General features: G+C 58.8%; 12 protein-coding genes. 10 read left to right on the forward strand and 2 right to left on the reverse strand.

Annotated elements, in window-relative coordinates; genetic code table 11:
* The first annotated feature begins 375 nt into the window (after positions 1 to 375).
* The 3 genes from KGB18_RS07165 (at position 376) to pgm (ending at position 5,091) form a co-directional block, all read left to right on the forward strand.
* Positions 376 to 1,866 carry a hypothetical protein gene (locus tag KGB18_RS07165; RefSeq protein ID WP_187326493.1) on the forward strand — a complete coding sequence of 497 codons (1,491 nt, stop codon included), beginning with the start codon at positions 376 to 378 and terminating at the stop codon, positions 1,864 to 1,866.
* A gap of 67 nt (positions 1,867 to 1,933) precedes the next feature.
* Positions 1,934 to 3,334 (forward strand): PLP-dependent aminotransferase family protein, encoded by a 1,401-nt coding sequence (locus tag KGB18_RS07170; RefSeq protein WP_223569598.1) that lies wholly within the window; start codon positions 1,934 to 1,936, stop codon positions 3,332 to 3,334.
* A 110-nt stretch (positions 3,335 to 3,444) separates the two neighbouring features.
* Positions 3,445 to 5,091 (forward strand): phosphoglucomutase (alpha-D-glucose-1,6-bisphosphate-dependent), encoded by a 1,647-nt coding sequence (gene pgm / locus KGB18_RS07175; protein ID WP_201060393.1) that lies wholly within the window; start codon positions 3,445 to 3,447, stop codon positions 5,089 to 5,091.
* Between the two features lie 85 nt (positions 5,092 to 5,176).
* Here the strand turns inward: pgm and KGB18_RS07180 are convergent, their stop codons facing one another.
* Positions 5,177 to 5,872 carry a pirin family protein gene (locus KGB18_RS07180; RefSeq protein WP_123722830.1) on the reverse strand — a complete coding sequence of 232 codons (696 nt, stop codon included), beginning with the start codon at positions 5,870 to 5,872 and terminating at the stop codon, positions 5,177 to 5,179.
* A gap of 279 nt (positions 5,873 to 6,151) precedes the next feature.
* Here KGB18_RS07180 and KGB18_RS07185 point away from each other — a divergent pair, with 279 nt between their 5' ends.
* The 3 genes from KGB18_RS07185 (at position 6,152) to KGB18_RS07195 (ending at position 11,394) form a co-directional block, all read left to right on the forward strand.
* Positions 6,152 to 8,626 carry a UvrD-helicase domain-containing protein gene (locus KGB18_RS07185; protein WP_223569599.1) on the forward strand — a complete coding sequence of 825 codons (2,475 nt, stop codon included), beginning with the start codon at positions 6,152 to 6,154 and terminating at the stop codon, positions 8,624 to 8,626.
* A 213-nt stretch (positions 8,627 to 8,839) separates the two neighbouring features.
* Positions 8,840 to 10,216 carry a pyridoxal-phosphate dependent enzyme gene (locus tag KGB18_RS07190; protein ID WP_123722920.1) on the forward strand — a complete coding sequence of 459 codons (1,377 nt, stop codon included), beginning with the start codon at positions 8,840 to 8,842 and terminating at the stop codon, positions 10,214 to 10,216.
* Positions 10,213 to 11,394, forward strand: coding sequence for a cystathionine gamma-synthase (locus tag KGB18_RS07195; protein WP_123722828.1), 1,182 nt, complete (start codon positions 10,213 to 10,215; stop codon positions 11,392 to 11,394). The genes KGB18_RS07190 and KGB18_RS07195 overlap by 4 nt, the downstream gene beginning before the upstream one ends.
* Before the next feature lie 171 nt (positions 11,395 to 11,565).
* On the opposite strand, the gene KGB18_RS07200 is transcribed toward KGB18_RS07195, so the two are convergent.
* The gene (locus tag KGB18_RS07200) at positions 11,566 to 11,841 is read right to left on the reverse strand and encodes a DUF1652 domain-containing protein (protein ID WP_095631396.1); all 276 of its coding nucleotides are present in this window, start codon (positions 11,839 to 11,841) and stop codon (positions 11,566 to 11,568) included.
* Between the two features lie 276 nt (positions 11,842 to 12,117).
* Between KGB18_RS07200 and KGB18_RS07205 the strand changes: the two genes are divergently transcribed.
* From KGB18_RS07205 to KGB18_RS07220, 4 genes are all read left to right on the forward strand, one after another.
* Positions 12,118 to 12,933: an AraC family transcriptional regulator gene (locus KGB18_RS07205; protein WP_123722827.1), complete on the forward strand. Its 816-nt coding sequence runs from the start codon at positions 12,118 to 12,120 to the stop codon at positions 12,931 to 12,933.
* A gap of 51 nt (positions 12,934 to 12,984) precedes the next feature.
* Positions 12,985 to 14,391: an NAD(P)/FAD-dependent oxidoreductase gene (locus KGB18_RS07210; RefSeq protein ID WP_223569600.1), complete on the forward strand. Its 1,407-nt coding sequence runs from the start codon at positions 12,985 to 12,987 to the stop codon at positions 14,389 to 14,391.
* 104 nt (positions 14,392 to 14,495) lie between these two features.
* Positions 14,496 to 15,581 (forward strand): polyamine ABC transporter substrate-binding protein, encoded by a 1,086-nt coding sequence (locus tag KGB18_RS07215; protein ID WP_123722825.1) that lies wholly within the window; start codon positions 14,496 to 14,498, stop codon positions 15,579 to 15,581.
* A 91-nt stretch (positions 15,582 to 15,672) separates the two neighbouring features.
* A complete protein-coding gene (locus tag KGB18_RS07220) occupies positions 15,673 to 16,131 on the forward strand; it encodes an REP-associated tyrosine transposase (protein ID WP_123722824.1) in 459 nt (152 codons plus the stop codon).
* The last annotated feature ends 434 nt before the right edge of the window (positions 16,132 to 16,565 follow it).

Raw genomic sequence — 16,565 nt, forward strand, 5'->3', positions numbered from 1 at the left:
TGGCTGAGTATCAGGCTGAAACTCCTCAATGCGCGCCGGCAATATATGCTCAACAAATAATGCAGCGTCGCTCAGTTGTCTTACATTCACTGGCAACTTCTTTCTTTATTTCTTGTGCTAAGTGTCTGTGGGACGCTGTCGGAAATTTCCTAGGACCGCGCACGGGAGCACAAGACGCCCGTTCTACCGCGCGTTGCGGCGATATTGATGTGCCAGGGGTACCCGCGACATTCAATCATTTCAAATAATTACACAATGCTTAAGTGCTAGCATTTGAATAACAATATCGGCACTCCATTCATGACAAGCAACCTGTTGCGCAATACACCTCCTTGTTTGCGCGGCGTTGAACTTATGAGTCACAGGTAAATAATGATGACCGCTACCCATGATCAGGCAATGAACTATGTTTATCAGCAAATGCTGCAGCGTTTGTTGGGTTTTTTCTCTCGCGCCGAGCGCACGGCATTGCAATTGATGATTCAGCGCCTGGTGATGTCCGCAGGAGGTATGGAGCGTATCGGCGATTACAAGGTGCTGGCGATGCAGTCCGGGTCCCGCGACAGCTGCTACACCCTGGCACTATTGCGCGCCGCACAACTGAGTATCGCCGGCCGGGCGCCGGCGACGTTTCAGCTGCGAGTGGCGACCTTGCGCTTGAACGGTGCGGCCTCGACGGCCCTGGAAAACATCCATCGCAGCTGCAGTGCGTTGTTTCTCTACGACGATCCCCGGGTCGAAGTGTTGATGGTCGATAATCGTGAAGTCCTGCCGTTCAACCATCTGGCGTCGATCTCCGAAGCCGGTCGCGAGTCGAATCGGCTCAACCTGCTGATGGTCGGGCACCGCCGTGCCTGGGATGGGCCGCTTGATCTGTGGGATGACGGGTACTTGGCGACCGGCGAGTTTTACGGACAAATCGCCCGCTGGGACAAGGGTGTCGACGCTTTGATCAGCAGCGATACGCCCCGTCGGCAGAAGCAGTTTCTCGAGGGGTTGAACCGTGCAGCAGCCAAGGCCGGGCTCAAGGCCCCGGACCGTCGTGAAGCCGGCTATGAGGGCCTGTTCGCGCGGCTCGATGAATTGGGCAGCGATTGCTATAGCGAGTTTTATCCTGAGTCTGCTCAGGCGGCGTGGCGTCCCGCCGAGCGTTTTGAAGCGTGTCGCCGCACGACCTTCATCGATATTCACGACATGCTGGTCAGCAACCTGGAAGAGCGCTGGCCATTGCTCACCGATTTTCTAGGGTTTCAACCCGACGAGTTGTCGGCTCAGCTCAGTGATAACGACTACGTCAGTCTGTCGATATCCGCGCATATCCGTGGCTTGCAAGCGTGCTATGTACACGGTCGCACCTACGAGACGGGCGTCAGCGAGTATGTACAGCGGGCGCTGGTGATGATGCGGCGTAAACACGTTCCAGAGCGCTTTTGCGAACAGGCCATGAAGACGTTCGGCAACCCGATGACAATGACTGACCAGCGCGCATTGGCAGCGGCTGAAGCACAAAAGAACCTCGGTCTGAGCGAGGCTCAACTGGTGTGTCTGCTGTTCGCGCCTTTTGCCGATAACGGCGCGGCGCTTGAGCATTTTCTTCGTCAGTGCCATCCCGGCATGCTCGTGGCATTGCCGGACTTGCACCGGGCGATGCAGGGCGGTCCGGCACCCGAGCAGGTTCTGCAGTGGATGGTCGATGTCAGCGGGTTGTCGGTGAGTCTGATCGGTACGCTTTACCGCATGGCCCCGGTGGTTCGGGATGAGGGCAGGGGGCTCGGCACGGAAAGCGGCGAGGAGGGTGTGCAAGCTGAAGCCGTGGAACCTGACCGTGAAACGAGCGTGGCTGGCGAATGGTCGACGGGGCGGTGAAAGTGCCAGGTTTGACGGATTCAGCAAGGATGCGTCATGACGTTCGTAGTCTGTTCGGCCGTTACCCATGAAAGGACCACGAGATACCGATTTTGCCTACCAGGCGGTGTACCGTTACCTGACTAACCTGATCAATGAGCCGGGCGGTGACGTGCAAGTGCGCCTGCCCTCATTGCGACAGTTGGCGCACCGACTGAGTGTGTCGATCTCGACCATTCAGTACGCCTACTCGCTGTTGGAGAAGGAAGGGCGCGTCTATTCGGTGGCCAAGTCCGGCTACTACGCCGTACCCGTATCCTCAATAGGCATACCCGGCCGCGGCAAGGACTTGCTCGAAACGGTTTATGTCAACGCCAGACGTCCCGGCATGCTGGTGCTGAGCGCCGATGAACCGGCGTTATTACAACCCCTGGATAGCCCGTTGCTGTTGCTGGAGAGAGAACTGCTGCGCCAGTACCCACGCCAGCCACAACCGTCTTCACAACCCTGCGGCGAGCTGGAGCTGCGCACAGCCCTGGCGGCGCGCTACACCACTTCGCCGACACGTTGCTGGCATGCCGATGATGTCTATATCGGCGCCGACCTGCGGGGAGTCCTGGAAATATTGATCGCCGCTCTTGGCCTCAAAGACGCTGTGATGGTGGTCGAATCACCGTGCGATTGGGGCATTCTGCGTCTGCTCCAGGCTGCGGACGTGCGGGTGATCGAGCTGCCGTTACAAGCCGATGGTGGTCTGGATCTGGAGCAGTTGAAGGAACTGCTTGAGACCGAGCAGGTGCGACTGGTGATGCTTTCATCGGGGCTGAACATGCCACGAGGCAGTGTGGCGCCTGACAGCAACAGGCAATCCGCCGCACAGCTGCTGAAGCGACATGGCAGTTGGGTACTGGAAAACGATTGCTATGGCGAGCTTGAGTTCGAGCCGAACGGCCTGCGATTTCGCGATCTGCTGGACCCGGATCGGCTGATCGTGTTTTCCACATTCGAGAAATTCATCGGGTCGGAGGCGCCCTTCGGCTATCTGCTGTCGCGACAAATGCGTGCCAGATTGCAGCGGCACTTTTTGCTGCGCGCTTTCCGTTTGTCGTTGATTCGTCAGAAAGCCATTGCGCGGCTGTACAGCAACGGGCGCATCGACCAGCACCTGCTGGTATTGCGTCGACTGCTCAAGGAACGCATGGTGCAGATGACTCAGTTGCTTGAAGAGCGCCTGCCCGACGCGCTGCACTTCGTTGAGCCCCAAGGCGGGGCGACGATCTGGATCCGCTCGTTGCGCCAGGTCAATGTGCATCGAGTGTTCGAGCGTTTACTCAAGCAGCATGTGGTGATCGCGCCGGGAGAATTGTTCAGCTTGCAGGGCCTGCACGGGCAGCATTTGCGCCTGAGTCACACCTTCGGTGGTCACCACGACCTTGCCGACGCACTGGGACTGTTGGGGAATGCCTTGCGTCTGGAATCGATCGACTGAGCCGAGGCGCGAACCCTCCTCGGTACCTGACAATTGATAACGTCGCGCCAGGAGCAAACTGTCAGTAAACTCCTTTCTATTCCCGAACCACTCTCTCTCAGAGGTTTTGCATGACACTCAGTCCTTTTGCGGGCAAACCGGCACCGGCAGAACTGTTGGTCGACATCCCGCGACTGGTGACGGCCTATTACACCGGCCAGCCCGATGCAGCCATTTCTACCCAGCGCGTCGCCTTCGGCACGTCCGGACACCGAGGTAGCTCGTTCGATCTGAGTTTCAACGAATGGCACGTTCTGGCCATCAGTCAGGCGATCTGCCTGTACCGCGAAGCCCAGGGCATCGACGGTCCGCTGTTCGTCGGCATCGACACCCACGCGCTGTCCACGCCGGCCGGTGCCAGTGCCCTGGAAGTCCTGGCGGCGAACGGCGTGACGGTGATGATCGCCGAAGGCGATGAGTACACGCCGACGCCGGCCATTTCCCATGCGATTCTTTGCTACAACCGTGGGCGCACTTCGGGCCTGGCAGACGGCATCGTCATCACCCCGTCTCACAACCCGCCACAAAGCGGCGGCTACAAGTACAACCCTACCAATGGCGGTCCGGCCGATACCCACATCACCAAGTGGATCGAAGCCAAGGCCAACGAGCTGCTGGTGGCCAAACTCGCTGGCGTCAAACGCATCAGCTACGAGCAGGCGCTGAAGGCTAGCACCACCCATCGTCACGATTACCTCAACACCTATGTCGCCGACCTGGTCAACGTGATCGACTTCGACGCCATCCGCGATGCGAAGCTGCGTCTGGGTGTCGATCCGCTGGGCGGAGCAGGGGTGCGCTACTGGTCGGCGATCGCCGAGCACTATCGCCTGGACCTGGAGGTGGTGAATAAAGAGGTTGATGCGACATTCCGTTTCATGACCGTCGACTGGGACGGGCAGATCCGCATGGACCCATCGTCCAGCCACGCCATGCAAGGCCTGATCGGTCTGAAAGAGCGTTTCGACGTGGCCTTTGCCTGTGACCCGGATCACGACCGCCATGGCATCGTGACCCCGTCCGGGGGTTTGCTGGCACCCAACAACTACCTCGCGGTGTCGATCGATTACCTGTTCCAGAACCGTCCACAATGGCGCGCCGATGCGGCCGTGGGCAAAACCGTGGTCAGCAGTGGCTTGATCGATCGCGTTGCCAAGCGTCTGGGCCGTCGTCTGTACGAAGTGCCGGTCGGCTTCAAATGGTTTGCCGACGGTCTGTTCGATGGCTCCCTCGGTTTTGGCGGTGAAGAAAGTGCTGGCGCGTCGTTCCTGCGCAAGGACGGCAGTGTCTGGTGCACCGACAAAGACGGTTTGATTCCGGCATTGCTGGCCGCCGAAATGACCGCTCGCACGGGCCGTGACCCTAGCCAGGCGTATCGCGCGCTGACCGATGAGCTGGGCGAACCGTTCTCGGTGCGGGTCGATGCCAAGGCAAACCCTGAGCAGAAAGCGCTGCTGAGCAAATTGTCGCCAGACCAGGTCACCTCGACTCAACTAGCGGGTGAAACGATCCAGAGCATCCTCAGCCATGCACCGGGTAACGACCAAGCTATCGGCGGTCTGAAAGTCATGACCGAGAACGGCTGGTTCGCGGCGCGTCCGTCGGGCACTGAGGATATCTACAAGATCTATGCGGAAAGCTTTGTCAGCGACGAGCACCTGAAGCAGTTGGTGGCGGAAGCTCAGACCTTGGTGGATGGCGCGATTTCTGCGAAGTGATTGAGGGCCCCCTCGCCACAACGGCTATACGTAAAAAAAGGGGCGACCATTAACGGTCGCCCCTTTTTTGTCCCGCTTGTCCCCATCAAGCCAAATCCACCAACACGATTTCACTGTCCTCAATCGCGGTCACGCGCAACACCTGCTCATCGGCAACCGCGACACCGTCTCGAGCTTGTGCACGCAAGCCATTGACTTCAATGACACCTGTTGCCGGCACCAAGTAAGCGCGACGGCCGTTGTCCAGGCGGTATTCCGCCGTTTCCCCGGCTTTCAGGTTGGCCGCCACCAGACGCGCATCAGCGCGAATGTGCAGGCTTTGATCGTCGCCGGCCTTGCCGCTGGCCAGGGTCACGAAACCTTCGCGCTCGCCTTTGGGGAACGGCTTGGCGCCCCACGACGGTGCCGAACCAGCTTCGTTGGGGATGATCCAGATCTGAAATATCCGGGTCTCGGTCGCTTCCAGGTTGTACTCACTGTGAGCGATCCCGGTGCCGGCGCTCATGACCTGCACGTCGCCCGCTTCGGTGCGGCCCTTGTTGCCAAGGTTGTCCTGGTGGGTAATCGCGCCTTCACGAACGTAGGTGATGATTTCCATGTCGCGGTGCGGGTGTTGCGGGAACCCGGTACCGGGGGCAATCACGTCATCGTTCCACACCCGCAGGTTGCCCCAGTTCATGCGTTTGGGGTCGTGGTACTCGGCGAACGAAAAGTGGTGATGGGCATCCAACCAGCCATGGTGTGCGCCGCCCAGCGAGTTGAAAGGTCTGAGTTCAAGCATGATCGTCTCCTGAAAAGGTTCGTCATGGGGCAGAACGCCTGAGCCACAAACGAGAACCGGTGGTTGATGGAGAGCATCATCTATCAGGCAATCATCGATAAAAAGCGTAAAAAATGCCTCAATACAATCGAATTATCTGATATCAAATAACCTCGAAATATTCTCACCCAGCCTTCACTTCATCGTATAAGCCAATGACCTGTAAGCATTTCACTAGAACTCAACGGCAAATGCAGACACCATAGCCCTCAACAGCCTCACACTCTGGAGTCCGTCAGCGTGCCGCAACACACCCCCGATCTTCCCCCCGAACTTCGTCCCTTGGCCGAAATGCCTTTGTTCAAGCGCCTGGCCGCCCGGTTCTTTGGCCATGGCCTTACCCGGTTGCGTGCGCAACACCGTGCCTCTTGGCTGCACGGCCAAGCCGACGGTTTTCGCAGCGGTCATAGCGCCGGTTTGGAGTACGGCTATAAGGAAGGCAAACTCGAGGGGCTGGAGGAAGGTCGGCAGGTTCTGTTGATTCGCGACTCGCGCTCGACCGAGCATCGACCACCCAACGTCGATGACAATCTGTTCGACGATTGGCGCCTGCCATTGAGTGCTGAGCTGAAGAAACGCATGAAGGCCGACGTGGCGCGACTGCTGCCCGCGTATGCCCAACCGAGCGCCGCCCAATGGAAGATGATTTTCAGCGACACACCGTCGACCTCGGTGATCGCCGGGGCGGGCGCGGGCAAGTCGACCACCCTGGTGCTGCGAATTCTGCTGCTCAGTCATTACCTGGGGTTTGAGTTGAGCTCGATGACCGTGGTGACCTTCACCCGCGAATCGCGCAAAGACTTTATCAATAAGCTGATCGAGCTGTTTGCAGTCTGGGGCCGGGGAATCAGCCTTAAAGAAGCGCGCGATCTGGTGCGCACTTTCCATTCGCGCATCCTGCCGATGGTTCGCAGTCTGCCGGGTTTCGAGCGGCTGCAAGCCTTCGAAAACCTCAGCCACCGCGTGCAAAGCGGCGATGAGGAGGTCGACAGCAATCCCTTCGACCTGCGCATCAACGACGCCCAGCGCCAGCAACTCAACGCCTGTTATCACAGCCTGCACACCCGCGATGAACGTTTTCGCGAACTGATCAAGCCTTTGTCTCGCCATGCCTTGCAACTCAAGGAGCTGGAGCGTGATCACCCGGATGTGCAGAAGCGCATGGCAGTGACTGAACTCGCCGCCAAACGTGATGAAGAGCTGTGCGACACAATCGAAGACTTGTGGTTTCGCGCCGGTGCCTGGCCGATCAAGGGCATCGAGCCGAATCGTCAGACCTTCGACATCAACGGTTCGACCTTTCATTGCCACGGCTACATTCCGACGCTGGACGCCTGGGTGGTGCTGGGTTTCGATCCCCGGGAAAATCCCCAGGTCAGCCGTCCAAATGCCAAGCTTTCAGTGCGCGCAGAATGGGCGGTAAAGCGCACCCTGTTTCAAGCTTTCTGTCGTAAGCCTTTGATATGGCTAGATAGTTATGAGTCTTCAAAACGTGTTTTGGCATCCCTTGCCGGAGACGCCAGTGCCGGGCCGGGCTTCGATTACAAGGTCAAGGGTGAGCTCGGCTCCGCGCCGTTGCTGGACTGTTTTGTGGCGGCAGCCGGGTTTATTGAAAACCTCGGCCTGGATGTGCCGAATGCCGTGGGCCAGATGAGTTTCGCCAAGGATGACCCGGACCGGTTCTTCTTCGAGGCGTTGAGCCTGTTCTGGCGAGCGATGGAAGATCATCTGCTGGATCAATCGCCACCGGTGATGACCTACAACCGGATGTTCGCCTTGTTCAGTGAGCATTCGCCGGAGAATCTCAAGCTGTTGAGCGATGAGCTGCTCAGGCCAATGTCGCACTTGATGATTGACGAGTTTCAGGACGTGTCGCCGCAGATCGTTTCGTGGATTCGCGCCAGCCTGGCGGAGATCCGCAGTCGCGGACCGGCCATGCATGTGGGACGCGGCGCGCAGCGTTCGTCGTTGCTTTGTGTCGGTGATGACTGGCAGTCCATCTATGGCTGGCGCGGCAGTTCGCCGACTTACTTCATGGAATTCAACAAGGAATTCCCGTCGCCGAGCACGACCAAAGTGATGCTCAGCGACAATTACCGCAGCCATCAGCACATCATCGACGCGGCGGAGCATATTGTCCGCGCGGCACCGGCGATCGCTGGCAAGAAGGCCAAGGCCAGCGGTGAACCCAAGGCACTGCTGCCGGTGAATGTGCTCGATCGGGATGACCAAGGCATGGCCCAGCGCCTGATCGAACACTATAGAAAGGGTGATTCAATCTTGATGCTTTATCGAAAAAGTAGCGATAAGTCATTGATAGATGAACATATTCAGTCTGTAGTTAATGTAGATTCTAGCTTGCCGTACGACGCTCGGCGGCTCAAACAACTGACCTATCACAGCGCCAAAGGCCTGCAGGCTGATGCGGTATTTTTGCTGGGCGATTGCCAGCACCTGACCAGTTCTCCTTACAAGAACCAGGTCTATCGCATGGCCGGGCTCGGCAAGGCTGGCGACAGCGAAGCTTACGACAGCGCACAGAAAGACGAGATTCTGCGACTGGCTTACGTGGGCATCACCCGGGCAGTCAGCCATTGCTATTGGTATGTCGATGGCCAGGATACCTCGGCTGCGAACATGCCCAAGGCCTCCGACCGGATCGGCAAAGGCAAGGCGTTCTTCGCGGATCACCGCCAAGGAAAAGTCTCTGCCTGACCCCTGAAGCTGTTCACTGAAAATCTTGAGTCAGAAAAACCTGTGGCGAGCAAGTTCGCTCGCCACAGAGACGTTACCGACTGGCTGCGAAAAGTTGCGGGGGGCGCAATCCCGGCCTAAGGTCCAAGGCGAGGCTTTGCTTGCGACTGGCGCGCAATGATTCGCCGCAGGTCGCTGTCCATCCAATGCGGATACATGCAGCGAGGTGACGACATGCCGAACGACTCCCGTCCCGCCGTGCTCGAACTGATCGGCAATACGCCGCTGGTACGCGTCAGCCGCTTCGATACCGGCCCGTGCACACTGTTTCTCAAACTCGAATCGCAGAACCCCGGAGGCTCGATCAAGGATCGCATCGGCCTGGCAATGATCGACGCCGCCGAGCGCGATGGGCGCCTGCGCCCCGGCGGCACCATCGTCGAGGCCACCGCCGGCAACACCGGTCTGGGCCTGGCCCTGGTCGGTAGGGCCAAGGGATACCGGGTGGTGTTGGTGGTGCCGGACAAGATGTCCACCGAGAAGGTCCTGCACCTCAAGGCGATGGGCGCCGAGGTGCACATCACTCGCTCCGATGTCGGCAAAGGCCATCCGGATTATTACCAGGACGTCGCTGCGCGGTTGGCGCAGGAAATTCCCGACGCCTTCTTCGCCGATCAATTCAACAACCCGGCCAACCCGCTGGCCCACGAGTGCAGCACCGCCCCGGAAATCTGGGCGCAGACTCAGCATGATGTGGATGCCATCGTTGTCGGCGTCGGTTCGGCCGGCACGTTGACGGGGCTGACCCGTTTCTTTCAGCGCGTACAACCGAATCTGGAAATGGTGCTGGCCGACCCGGTCGGCTCGGTGATGGCCGAATACAGCCGCAGCGGCACCTTGGGTACGCCCGGTTCCTGGGCGGTGGAGGGCATTGGCGAAGACTTCATTCCGTCGATTGCCGATCTGTCCAGCGTGCGTAAGGCCTATTCGATCAGCGACGAGGAAAGCTTCGATCATGCCCGCCAACTGCTGCGCGCCGAAGGTATTCTCGGCGGCTCTTCGACCGGCACATTGCTGGCGGCGGCACTGCGTTACTGCCGCGAACAAACCGAGCCGAAGCGGGTAGTCAGTTTCGTCTGCGACACCGGCACCCGCTACCTGTCGAAGGTCTACAACGACCAGTGGATGAACGATCAGGGGCTGCTTGCGCGCAAGCGTTACGGTGATTTGCGAGACCTGATCGCGCGGCGCTTCGAGGATGGCCGGGTGGTCAGCGTGGGGCCGGACGACACTTTGCTCACCGCGTTCCAACGCATGCGCCTGGCGGATGTGTCGCAACTGCCGGTGCTGGTGGACGGGCAGCGGCTGGTCGGCGTGATCGACGAATCCGATATCCTGCTTGGCGTGCACGAAGACGCTTCACACTTCCGTATGCCGGTGAGCAGTGCGATGACCGACAAGCTGGAAATCCTGCCGCCCGGCGCCAGTCTGGCCGAACTGGAGGCGAAGCTCGACCGTGGATTGGTGGCGATGATCGCCGACGACTCGGGTTTCCATGGGCTGATTACCCGCGTCGACATGCTCAATTACCTGCGGAGATCCCTTGCATGAGTCAGCACGATGAAACCGCCAAGCCACGTGCCTTCGCCACCCGTGTGATCCATGCCGGGCAGACGCCGGACCCGTCCACCGGGGCGCTGATGCCGCCGATTTACGCCAACTCCACCTATCTGCAACAGAGCCCGGGTGTGCATAAGGGTTTCGACTACGGGCGTTCGCACAACCCGACGCGCTTTGCGCTGGAGCGTTGTGTGGCGGACCTCGAGGGCGGTACTCGGGCCTTCGCCTTCGCTTCCGGGCTGGCGGCGATCGCCAATGTGCTCGAGTTGCTCGATGCGGGCGCACACATCGTTTCCGGCAATGACTTGTACGGCGGTACATTCCGGCTGTTCGACAAGGTACGCCAGCGCAGTGCCGGGCATCGTTTCAGTTTCATCGATCTGACTGATCTGGCGGCATTCGAAGCGGCGCTTCAGGATGACACGCGGATGGTCTGGGTCGAGACGCCGAGCAATCCTTTGCTGAGTCTCACTGACCTCGCCGCCGTCGCGCGCACCTGTCGCGAGCGAGGCATCATTTGTGTGGCCGACAACACTTTCGCCAGCCCGTGGATACAGCGTCCGCTGGAGTTGGGTTTCGACATCGTGTTGCACTCGACGACCAAGTACCTGAACGGCCACTCCGACGTGATTGGCGGCATCGCGGTGGTCGGGCAGAACGCTGAGCTGGCCGAGCGCTTGGGTTTCTTGCAGAACGCAGTGGGGGCTATCGCTGGGCCATTCGACGCTTTTCTCACGTTGCGCGGCGTGAAGACCCTGGCACTACGCATGGAACGCCACTGCAGCAATGCGCTGGAGCTGGCGCAATGGCTGGAGCGTCAGCCGCAGGTGGCGCGCGTTTACTATCCGGGCCTGCCATCGCATCCGCAGCATGCACTGGCGCGGCGGCAAATGCGTGGGTTCGGCGGGATGATTTCCCTCGACTTGAACTGCGACCTGGCTGGCGCCAAGCGCTTCCTCGAGAGTGTGCGGATCTTCGCCCTGGCCGAGAGCCTGGGCGGGGTGGAAAGCCTGATCGAGCACCCGGCGATCATGACCCATGCCAGCATCCCCGCCGAAACCCGGGCACAACTCGGCATTGGCGATGCGTTGGTGCGTTTGTCAGTGGGGGTCGAGGATGTCGAAGACCTGCGCGCCGATCTGGCACAGGCGCTGATGCAGATCAGTTAAACGTTTAAGCCGCGACGCAGACTTTGTAGCAGCTGCCGAGCCTGCGAGGCTGCGTTCGGCTGCGCAGCAGTCGTGAGTCCGGCTGATGCGGTCTGTCTGACATACCGTAATTGCTGATTTTACGACGGCTTCGCCGCCGAACGCAGCCTCGCAGGCTCGGCAGCTGCTACATCAGGCATAACTCCTGAGGGCCTGCGGTGGAATGAACGTCTCCAGCTCATCTTCAACAGCTTCGATAATTCGTTCTACATCTGCTGCATTCATGACCGTTGCGCAAGGAATGCCGGCAATGGCGATCATGGTTTCGCCACTGGCGCGGTCGAACAGCCGGGCAACCATACTGCCCGGTGCATCCATGGTCGCTTCGAAACCCATGGGATGAAAATGCCAGCGCATCAGCTGGCAGGCATTTGGAAAAGTGACTTTGCTGAAGGAGCCTTTATTCATGTGTTGCCCACCTTATTCATCGAGCGCTTCCTTTAGCTCATGTTAGGAGGGAAGAACCTTCAATGGCTCAACCGGTGACTGTCTTTAAAAGTAGCATCCGGATGTGAAAGTCACGTGATTTTTTCAGTCCGTTTAGCGATTGGTTCATTTTTTTTTGACGCAGATCACGAGACACCGATTTTGTGGCGAAAGGCCAATATTACCGGGGCATTCCACGGGGCCATTGAAGCCTGGCGAGAACTTCGGCAAGCTCGGTTTTTTCTCATTGAGTCCTTTATGCACGCCGATGATGATGCTCCGTTGCAAACCCAGGCCACGGGCGAGACGGTCATGCGTTACCACCTGCGCTGGAAGCACCGGGATCTGGACGGCGTCATGGCGCTTTATCACCCGGACGTTCAGTACAACGATTTTTTCCAGAATCGCATGATGGGGCTGGATGAGTTGCGCGAGTATGTGCGCGACAGCATGCCCCGCGATCCGGATGAAGCCCTGGAGCATTCGGACCGTATTCGTCTGGACGACGACACGGCGTTCATTCAGTACCGCATCACCCTTCGCGGCGGCGAAGGACTGGTGTCGTTTCGGACCAGCGAGGCAATTACCGTACGTGACGGGCTGATCTGGCGGGTCAATGAATACGCCACGCTCGTACACGAACACGCGACCGGCAAACCCGCCCGCAACCAGCGCCCGGCGGTCAGTCGACTCGGGCTGTCACCGCGGCAGCTGAGTTTCATGGCCGAGGACTTGCAGCAGTACTTCCAGCGCCAACAACCGTATCTGGATCCCGAGCTTGATCTGCAACGGGTGGCGACGGAATGCGGGTACAGTCGCAATCAGATTTCCTATCTGCTGAATCAGGTGTTCGGCCAAAGCTTCTACCGTTACGTCAATCAGGCGCGGTTGCAGCATTTGCTTACCGCACTGGACGCCGCCATGCCGCCACTGCGCATCGACGAACTGGCCTTCGCGGCTGGCTTCAATTCGTTATCGGCGTTTTACAGCTGTTTTCGCCGACACACCGGTCTGTCGCCCAAGGCGTACACCAAACAAATTTCTTTGCGTGCACGCGCGCAAGACAATCCCTGAGCCCACGCACTAGGATCGACGCCATCGAAGGTTTGAGTGGCGGAGTCTTGCATGTCGGCGTGGCGCACGATCAGTTTGTGGATGGATCAACTCGACGAGCCATTGCTGGCGCGCCCGGCGCTGGAGCAGGATCTGGATGTCGACGTGGCCATCATTGGCGCCGGGTACACCGGGCTCTGGACCGCGTATTACCTCAAGCGTCTGGCGCCGGGGCTGAATATTGCCATCGTCGAAGCAAGCATCGCGGGTTTTGGTGCGTCGGGCCGTAACGGTGGCTGGTTGATGGGCAATCTGCTGGGCGAGGATCGGTTGCTTGCCGATTTACCGGCCGAACAGCGCCGCGCTTCTTTCGACCTGCTGCACGGTATCCCTGACGAAGTAGAGATCGTCATCGAACGAGAAGGCATCGACTGCGATTATCGCAAAGGCGGAGTGCTTTATTGTGCTGCGCGTTATCCAGAGCAGGAAGCCAGCCAGCGTCATTATCTGGACACGCTCTACCGCCAAGGGCTGACCGAAAGCGACTACCGCTGGCTCAGTCCCGAGCAATTGGCGCAACAGATCAGAATTGCCAAACCTTATGGCGGTATCTATGCACCGCACGTCGCGACCATTCACCCGGCAAAGTTGGTCCGAGGTCTGGCGCGTACGGTGGAGCGCATGGGGGTCAACATCTATGAGAACAGCCCGGTCTCTCAATGGCAGTCGGGCAGTCTGCGTACAGCCAAGGCTCAGGTTCGCAGCCGCTGGATCGTGCCGGCGGTAGAAGGGTATGCGGCCACATTGCCACCGTTGGACCGTTATCAATTGCCGGTCCAGAGTTTGCTGGTGGCGACCGAACCACTGTCCACCGCGATCTGGGACGAAATCGGCCTGAGCCACGGTCAGGCCTTCAGTGAAAGCAGCCGACAAGTCACCTATGGCCAGCGCACGGCGGATAACCGCTTGGTATTTGGTGCCCGTGGCGGCTATCAATTTGCTGGCAAGTTGCGCCATGACTTCGACCTGACCACCAGCGAAGTGGAGTTGCGGCGCTACCTGTTCAGCGAACTTTTTCCGCAGCTCAAGAACGTACGAATCACCCATGCCTGGGGCGGCAACCTGGGCATGTCCCGGCGGTTCAAGCCGCACATGCTCTGCGATCAGGCCAGCGGCATCGCCTTGTCCGGCGGTTATGGCGGGGAGGGCGTCGGCGCCAGCAATCTCGGCGGGCGAACCCTGGCCGACCTGATTCTTCAGCGCGATACCGAGTTGGTCCGCCAACCGTGGGTCATTCCTCAGGGCGGTCTCGACGTGCTCAAGGCCTGGGAGCCGGAGCCCTTCCGCTGGTTGGGCTACAACGCAATCATCCGCAGCTTCGTCCACGAAGACCAGACCCTGGCCAACCCGACCACCGCGCCCTGGCGTCGCAAACTGGCCAGTCGGGTCGCGGGGTTCATGGAGGGTTTCATGCACTGAACGACGACGTTCTGATGTTGCCAGTCCGTGCGCAAGACTTACGTTTTGATTTTTTGATCCATTGATTGCCTGCCAACAAAAAAAGCCCATACAGGAATCGACTCATGATCCGAAAGACACTGACGCTTGCTCCAATTGCGCTCGTCGCGACCCTCAGCCAGGCCGCCGAGACCGTGAAAATCTACAACTGGTCGGACTACATCGCGCCGGATACCACCAAGAACTTCCAGAAAGAAACCGGCATCGCCTTCAGTTACGACGTCTTCGACAGCAACGAAACCCTTGATGGCAAGCTGATGACCGGCACATCCGGCTATGACGTAGTGTTCCCGTCCAACCACTTCATGGCGCGGCAGATTCAGGGCGGGGCGCTGAAGAAACTCGACAAGAATCAGCTACCGAACTGGAAAAACCTCAATCAGGTGCTGCTCAAGACGTTGCAGGCAAACGACCCTGGCAACGAGCATGGCTTCCCGTATTTGTGGGGCAGCACTGGCATCGGCTACAACATTGCCAAGGTCAAGGCAGCGTTGGGCGACGACGCACCAGTGGATTCCTGGGACCTGATCTTCAAGCCCGAGAACATGGCAAAGCTGCAGAAGTGCGGCGTGGCGATCCTCGACAACGGCCCCGAACTGTTGCCGGCCGCGTTGAATTATTTGGGGCTGCCACATCACAGCAAGAACCCCGAGGACTACAAAAAGGCTGAAGCGCTGCTGATGAAAGTCCGGCCTTATGTCAGCTATTTCCACTCATCCAAGTACACCAGCGACCTGGCCAACGGTGACATCTGCGTGGCTGTCGGCTTCTCTGGCGACATTATCCAAGCGGAAAACCGCACCAAGGAAGCCAAGAATGGTGTCGACATCGGCTATTCCATTCCCAAGGAAGGCGCCGCCATCTGGTTCGACATGGTCGCCATGCCCGCCGACGCCCCGGACGAGAAGGCCGGTTACGCTTTCATGAACTACCTGCTGCGCCCCGACGTCATGGCCGGCATCAGCAACTACGTGCACTACGCCAACGGCAACGAACAGGCGGATAGCCTGATCGACCCGGCCATCAAGAACGACACCAAGGTTTATCCGAGCCCGGAGATGATGGGGAAATTGTTTGCGCTGGAAGCCATGCCGTTGAATGTAGATCGGGTGCGGACGCGGGTGTGGAACAAGATTCGGACGGGTAGCTGAGCGGTCATATCTTGTAGCCAATGGCGCCAGTCGGGCTGACTGCGATGGGTTAGATTCCATGCCTTCTATCAATAGACAAGGAGGCAATGGAATGCCTGTCTGTTCGAAAGCTGGTCATCTGCGCATTGGGCGTTATTCCGAACCTGGACGCATCTACTTGTTAACAGCCGTGGTTCACGAACGGCAACCGATATTCACAGATTGGCAAATGGGAAGACTGGTTGCTCAGCAATTGCATCAGGCACAGGAGGAGCGCTGGGCGGATTTTCTGACTTGGGTGGTGATGCCAGACCATATGCACTGTTTGGTACAAATGCAGGATAAAACGCTGGCCGAGCTGATGTGCCGAATTAAATCCCGTAGCGGTCTGGCCGTTAATCAGGCGCTAGGGCGAAGCGGGCGTTTGTGGCAGAAGGGTTATCACGATCGAGCGGTCCGGCGAGAGGAGGACGTGAAAAATCTTGCTCGATATGTCGTCGCCAATCCCATTCGGGCGGGACTGGTTTCACGAGTTCATGATTATCCGCTGTGGGATGCGTGTTGGCTGTGATATTTCACGACTGCTGCGCAGCCGAACGCAGGCTGCGCCAGCTGCTACAAAACCATAGCGCACTGGAAAGCTGTAGCAGCTGCCGAAGGCTGCGTTCGGCTGCGCAGCAGTCGTGAAAATAGTCCATTCCGGAGTGATATCTATGCCGAACGCAGGCTGCGCCAGCGGCTAAAAGAAAATGTCGCATCCCGGAAACCTGTAGCAGCTGCCGAAGGCTGCGTTCGGCTGCGTAGCAGTCGTGAAAATAGTCCATTCCGGAGTGATATCTATGCCGAACGCAGGCTGCGCCAGCGGCTAAAAGAAAATGTCGCATCCCGGAAACCTGTAGCAGCTGCCGAAGGCTGCGTTCGGCTGCGTAGCAGTCGTGAAAATAGTCCATTCCGGAGTGATATCTATGCCGAACGCAGGCTGCGCCAGCGGCTAAAAGAAAATGT

The organism is Pseudomonas sp. BF-R-26 (assembly GCF_019947395.1).
In the GTDB taxonomy this organism is placed as follows: Bacteria; Pseudomonadota; Gammaproteobacteria; order Pseudomonadales; family Pseudomonadaceae; genus Aquipseudomonas; species Aquipseudomonas farris.